Source organism: Acinetobacter sp. YH12140 (assembly GCF_013418475.1).
Taxonomy (GTDB): Bacteria; Pseudomonadota; Gammaproteobacteria; order Pseudomonadales; family Moraxellaceae; genus Acinetobacter; species Acinetobacter amyesii.
This window is the reverse complement of sequence record NZ_VPBZ01000026.1, coordinates 1-5,257: the sequence shown is the minus strand read 5'-3', so window position 1 is coordinate 5,257 and position 5,257 is coordinate 1. Positions and strand designations below refer to the sequence as shown.

Here is a 5,257-nt window from a genome sequence, read left to right as displayed (position 1 = left end):
CTGGGTGAGCTCTGGGCTGGTCGGCGCCTTGACCCAGCGGAAACGCGCTGAGCCGTGGGATTGCTCGACATACACACCGTCGAGAAACAGCATGTGGAAGTGAACATTCAGATTGAGCGCCGATCCAAAACGCTGGATCAGGGTGACCGCGCCCGTCTTGGCCACTTGGTGGGTATGGCCCGCTTTCTTGACCAGGTGCGTGGCAATGACGCGGTAAACGATGCCCAGCACCCACCCCATGATCTCGGGCCGGCTGGCAAACAGGAAACGCAGCTGAAACGGGAAGCTCAACACCCACTGACGCATGGGTTGTTCAGGCAGTACTTCATCAACCAGCAAGGCGGCACTTTCGGCCATCCGCCGCGCCCCACAGCTCGGGCAGAAACCGCGACGCTTACAGCTGAAAGCGACCAGGTGCTCGGCGTGGCAAGACTCGCAGCGAACCCGTAGAAAGCCATGCTCCAGCCGCCCGCATTGGAGAAATTCTTCAAATTCCCGTTGCACATAGCCCGGCAATTCCTTTCCCTGCTCTGCCATAAGCGCAGCGAATGCCGGGTAATACGGCACTGTTGCAAATAGGGATCTGAGTCGATGATTTTCCCTTCAAAAAAGCTTAGAGACCGAAAACTCTATTTACTAGCCAAACTTCTCCTAGAATATTACCGTTATAAAATAATGAAGCTTGTCCTTTGCGTAGAGCACGCATAACCTCAATACCTTTAATTGTGGCATAAGCCGTTTTCATAGACTTGAATCCCAACGTAGCCTTGATGATCCGTTTGAGCTTGCCATGATCACATTCAATCACGTTATTCTTGTATTTAATCTGTCGATGCTCCAGGTCTTCAGGACACTTTCCTTCCTGTTTTAGTCGCGACAAAGCACGGCCATAGGTATGAGCCTTATCAGTGTTTATGACTCGTGGAATCTGCCATTTTTTGACATGATTCAAAATCTTACCAAGAAAACAATAAGCTGAATGGGTATTTCGTCTAGCAGAAAGATAGAAATCAAGAGTATGGCCACGTTGGTCAACTGCACGGTATAGATATGCCCATTTGCCATTCACTTTTACGTAAGTTTCATCCAGATGCCATAAATGTCGATCTGTAGGATTACGCCAATACCAACGTAAACGTTTTTCCATTTCTGGAGCATAACGCTGAACCCAGCGATAAATCGTGGTGTGATCGACATTCACACCACGTTCGGCCAACATTTCCTGAAGTTCACGATAGCTGATGCCATATTTACAATACCAACGAACAGCCCAAAGAATGATTTCACCTTGAAAGTGCCGACCGTGGAAGGGATTCATCTGCTGTATCTCGAAATAAATAAGATATTTAGCTTATCATGTCAGCCTATTTGCAACAGTGCCGTTAAATATGAGCTAATTAAAAAGGGCAATAAATTTCATAGTCTTGAGCTAAAATTTAAGAAGAAAAATGCAGAAAAAGAGCAATTAAGATGCCCTGACACAATTGATATGTTTGAAGAACAGAAAAATAACTTCCTTAAACTGTCTGATGCTCAGGTTGATAGTTTTGGTAATCAATTATCAGAACTTTCTGAATTAAGTTATTTAGCTAGAGAGGGTGAAAGCTACAAAGATTTAGCATTAAGGCTTAAAACAATGCTTCGAGATCCTGACCAACAACCACAGCTTCTTCCATATTTAAAAAAACTAGGATTTAAACCATGATTGAGTTAGATAATTTTAATTTTGATGAAGAAGTTGCCAAATTCAATGATGTTATTTTCAATCAGAGTAATGAAGTAAAAGCAAAGATATTGACTGGATATTTAAGCTCTATTATTGATGTTGAGATTAAACATTTTGATGATTTCAATGATCATAAAACAGTGCTTAAAGATATTGAAAGCAAAGTAACCTTTGCTATCAATATGCTAAAAACAATACAAAATTAATTATGGCAGATTAAATAATTTTCTATCCCGATCTTCTGTTAAATACTCGTTGATGCCAGCGAGTATTTTTTGTTTCTCTGCTTCATCTTCCATTTTCTTGAGCAAGTAAGAACCCAGTAAAATTTTACGTCTGGTATCGTTTTTTCGATTTTGTTCTTTCTGTTTTGCCTTTTCACGAGCGTCTTTAGCCTGCTTTTGAGCTTTAAGCTGCTTTAAGCGTTCTTCCTGTTGCTTTAAGCGTTCTTCCTGCTTAGCAATTCTCTGTTCTAAAGATTCATTTGTCATTGTAATTCCCATACCTAAAAAACCATTCAAGCATAGGATACCTGCCATTGAGATTCAATGCCTTCCTAAGCTATAATGGTTTTCCAGAATGGCGCACTTTACCAAACTAATTTCATTAAGTTTGGAAGTCCGAAAGGGGATACCCCTTTACCCCATAAAATTATTTTGTTGTTGTTGAGAAAAGACAAATGAGCCACCTCCGCGCTTCATCAGAAAACTGAAGGAACCTCCATTGAATCGAACTAATATTTTTTTTGGTGAATCGCATTCTGACTGGTTGCCTGTCAGAGGCGGAGAATCTGGTGATTTTGTTTTTCGACGTGGTGACGGGCATGCCTTCGCGAAAATCGCACCTGCTTCCCGCCGCGGTGAGCTCGCTGGAGAGCGTGACCGCCTCATTTGGCTCAAAGGTCGAGGTGTGGCTTGCCCCGAGGTCATCAACTGGCAGGAGGAACAGGAGGGTGCATGCTTGGTGATAACGGCAATTCCGGGAGTACCGGCGGCTGATCTGTCTGGAGCGGATTTGCTCAAAGCGTGGCCGTCAATGGGGCAGCAACTTGGCGCTGTTCACAGCCTATCGGTTGATCAATGTCCGTTTGAGCGCAGGCTGTCGCGAATGTTCGGACGCGCCGTTGATGTGGTGTCCCGCAATGCCGTCAATCCCGACTTCTTACCGGACGAGGACAAGAGTACGCCGCAGCTCGATCTTTTGGCTCGTGTCGAACGAGAGCTACCGGTGCGGCTCGACCAAGAGCGCACCGATATGGTTGTTTGCCATGGTGATCCCTGCATGCCGAACTTCATGGTGGACCCTAAAACTCTTCAATGCACGGGTCTGATCGACCTTGGGCGGCTCGGAACAGCAGATCGCTATGCCGATTTGGCACTCATGATTGCTAACGCCGAAGAGAACTGGGCAGCGCCAGATGAAGCAGAGCGCGCCTTCGCTGTCCTATTCAATGTATTGGGGATCGAAGCCCCCGACCGCGAACGCCTTGCCTTCTATCTGCGATTGGACCCTCTGACTTGGGGTTGATGTTCATGCCGCCTGTTTTTCCTGCTCATTGGCACGTTTCGCAACCTGTTCTCATTGCGGACACCTTTTCCAGCCTCGTTTGGAAAGTTTCATTGCCAGACGGGACTCCTGCAATCGTCAAGGGATTGAAACCTATAGAAGACATTGCTGATGAACTGCGCGGGGCCGACTATCTGGTATGGCGCAATGGGAGGGGAGCAGTCCGGTTGCTCGGTCGTGAGAACAATCTGATGTTGCTCGAATATGCCGGGGAGCGAATGCTCTCTCACATCGTTGCCGAGCACGGCGACTACCAGGCGACCGAAATTGCAGCGGAACTAATGGCGAAGCTGTATGCCGCATCTGAGGAACCCCTGCCTTCTGCCCTTCTCCCGATCCGGGATCGCTTTGCAGCTTTGTTTCAGCGGGCGCGCGATGATCAAAACGCAGGTTGTCAAACTGACTACGTCCACGCGGCGATTATAGCCGATCAAATGATGAGCAATGCCTCGGAACTGCGTGGGCTACATGGCGATCTGCATCATGAAAACATCATGTTCTCCAGTCGCGGCTGGCTGGTGATAGATCCCGTCGGTCTGGTCGGTGAAGTGGGCTTTGGCGCCGCCAATATGTTCTACGATCCGGCTGACAGAGACGACCTTTGTCTCGATCCTAGACGCATTGCACAGATGGCGGACGCATTCTCTCGTGCGCTGGACGTCGATCCGCGTCGCCTGCTCGACCAGGCGTACGCTTATGGGTGCCTTTCCGCAGCTTGGAACGCGGATGGAGAAGAGGAGCAACGCGATCTAGCTATCGCGGCCGCGATCAAGCAGGTGCGACAGACGTCATACTAGATATCAAGCGAATTCTCCTATCCCCTGGGAACACATCAATCTTACCGGAGAATATCGTTGGCCAAAGCCTTAGCGTAGGATTTCGCCCTCTCCCGCAAACGACCCCATGTGGGCGGTAAAATCAGCTATGTCCGTATTCCCTCACCTGAAGACTTCTGGTGATGAAAATGGCATCCCCACCCGGAAACTGGAAAACCCGCTATAAAGCCAGTGATCTTGCAGACCATCAAAGATTAGAAATGACCTGCAAGAAATGTAACCGCCTTGTTTATATCAATAAGGCAATGATCAGCTCAATTCGAGGACACGAGCAATTATATTTGGACGAAGTTGAACGACGCGCACGCTGCAAAGCTCAAAATTGCCGTGGCACCATGCGCATGGCAATGGTGCGTCTTGATGAACTCAGCGGTTTTATTGGCGGGATTGCTTGATCTCCCGCCAAGATTTTAAGATCGCAATAAACTGGCTGACTGGCGCAATAATGGTATAGCAATAAGATAAAGGCTTGCTGCGACGAGCCAAACCCAACCATCCCACTGCCCCGCGGTTAAGCCATAAAGCGTCGTAAATCCGACCGGCCCGATAATCGAGGTTATATTCGTCAACCCCGTTAAAGTTCCCTGTAAAGCACCTTGTTTTTCATCGCAAACAAGACCTGAAATAATGGCCTGCAAAGCAGGCATACCAATGCCGCCTGTGGCCAGCATAAAAATTGCCGGCAGAACCATCCAGCTTTGCGTGATAAAAGCCAGCAATAAAAACCCGCACATATCAGCGCCCATTCCAAGCAGCAACACACCGCGGTCACCCAGTCGCTTTGAAAGAGTGCCGGTTAAAACAGCTTGTACGAATGTATGTGCTGCACCAAAAACGGCCAGCGACACACCTGCTGTGCCAATATCCCAATTCAAGCGCTGTTCGCCATAAATCACCCACAAAGCGGCGGGCGCCTGCCCAATCAGCTGCATAAGAAAAAACAACGCAAAAAAGCTGGCAAGTCCCTGAACTGCAAAATTGAAGCGAAAGCCTTCAAACAAATTGATTTTGGCTGGCTGTCCTTCAGGCGGTTGTGACGGCGTTTTGGGCAACAAGAAAGCCACCAAACAAAAGGCAATTGCATTGAGAAGAGCCCCTGCCACAAAGGGCGCATGCACAGATATATCAC

The 5,257-nt window shown here is 47.8% G+C and carries 8 protein-coding genes and 1 pseudogene; 5 read left to right on the top strand and 4 right to left on the bottom strand.

Features of this window, described 5'->3' with window-relative positions; all coding sequences use genetic code 11:
- Nucleotides 1–561, bottom strand: a pseudogene (locus FTU75_RS18030) (transposase zinc-binding domain-containing protein); the annotation flags it as partial.
- Nucleotides 562–613: 52 nt separating this feature from the next.
- Entirely contained in the window at nt 614–1,318 is a 705-nt protein-coding gene (locus FTU75_RS18025; RefSeq protein ID WP_001067794.1) for an IS6-like element IS1007 family transposase, read from the bottom strand.
- On the opposite strand from FTU75_RS18025, the gene FTU75_RS18020 reads away from it, so the two are divergent.
- On the top strand, nt 1,304–1,705 hold the full coding sequence (locus FTU75_RS18020; RefSeq protein ID WP_180058131.1) for a hypothetical protein: 402 nt from the start codon (nt 1,304–1,306) through the stop codon (nt 1,703–1,705). The genes FTU75_RS18025 and FTU75_RS18020 overlap by 15 nt on opposite strands.
- Nucleotides 1,702–1,932 (top strand): hypothetical protein, encoded by a 231-nt coding sequence (locus FTU75_RS18015; protein ID WP_005028396.1) that lies wholly within the window; start codon nt 1,702–1,704, stop codon nt 1,930–1,932. The genes FTU75_RS18020 and FTU75_RS18015 overlap by 4 nt, the downstream gene beginning before the upstream one ends.
- Here FTU75_RS18015 and FTU75_RS18010 read toward each other — a convergent pair whose 3' ends face one another.
- Nucleotides 1,933–2,217, bottom strand: a complete 285-nt coding sequence (locus FTU75_RS18010) for a mobilization protein (protein ID WP_148245845.1) — start codon at nt 2,215–2,217, stop codon at nt 1,933–1,935.
- Nucleotides 2,218–2,449: 232 nt separating this feature from the next.
- Here FTU75_RS18010 and aph(3'')-Ib point away from each other — a divergent pair, with 232 nt between their 5' ends.
- From aph(3'')-Ib to FTU75_RS17995, 3 genes are all read left to right on the top strand, one after another.
- Nucleotides 2,450–3,253, top strand: coding sequence for an aminoglycoside O-phosphotransferase APH(3'')-Ib (aph(3'')-Ib, locus tag FTU75_RS18005; RefSeq protein WP_001082319.1), 804 nt, complete (start codon nt 2,450–2,452; stop codon nt 3,251–3,253).
- Nucleotides 3,253–4,089 carry an aminoglycoside O-phosphotransferase APH(6)-Id gene (locus tag FTU75_RS18000; RefSeq protein ID WP_000480968.1) on the top strand — a complete coding sequence of 279 codons (837 nt, stop codon included), beginning with the start codon at nt 3,253–3,255 and terminating at the stop codon, nt 4,087–4,089. Before aph(3'')-Ib ends, FTU75_RS18000 begins: the two co-directional genes overlap by 1 nt.
- A 167-nt stretch (nt 4,090–4,256) precedes the next feature.
- Nucleotides 4,257–4,523, top strand: a complete 267-nt coding sequence (locus FTU75_RS17995; protein WP_052928020.1) for a hypothetical protein — start codon at nt 4,257–4,259, stop codon at nt 4,521–4,523.
- Between the two features lie 15 nt (nt 4,524–4,538).
- On the opposite strand, the gene FTU75_RS17990 is transcribed toward FTU75_RS17995, so the two are convergent.
- Nucleotides 4,539–5,257: MFS transporter (locus FTU75_RS17990; RefSeq protein ID WP_180110328.1), on the bottom strand; the 719-nt coding region annotated here is incomplete at its 5' end.

What these genes read in the sequence shown, in the direction of transcription:
- FTU75_RS18010 (WP_148245845.1), bottom strand. Translation starts at nt 2,217, where the DNA reads ATGACAAATGAATCTTTAGAACAGAGAATTGCTAAGCAGGAAGAACGC.
- FTU75_RS17995 (WP_052928020.1), top strand. Translation starts at nt 4,257, where the DNA reads ATGGCATCCCCACCCGGAAACTGGAAAACCCGCTATAAAGCCAGTGAT.
- FTU75_RS18000 (WP_000480968.1), top strand. Translation starts at nt 3,253, where the DNA reads ATGTTCATGCCGCCTGTTTTTCCTGCTCATTGGCACGTTTCGCAACCT.
- FTU75_RS18015 (WP_005028396.1), top strand. Translation starts at nt 1,702, where the DNA reads ATGATTGAGTTAGATAATTTTAATTTTGATGAAGAAGTTGCCAAATTC.
- FTU75_RS18025 (WP_001067794.1), bottom strand. Translation starts at nt 1,318, where the DNA reads ATGAATCCCTTCCACGGTCGGCACTTTCAAGGTGAAATCATTCTTTGG.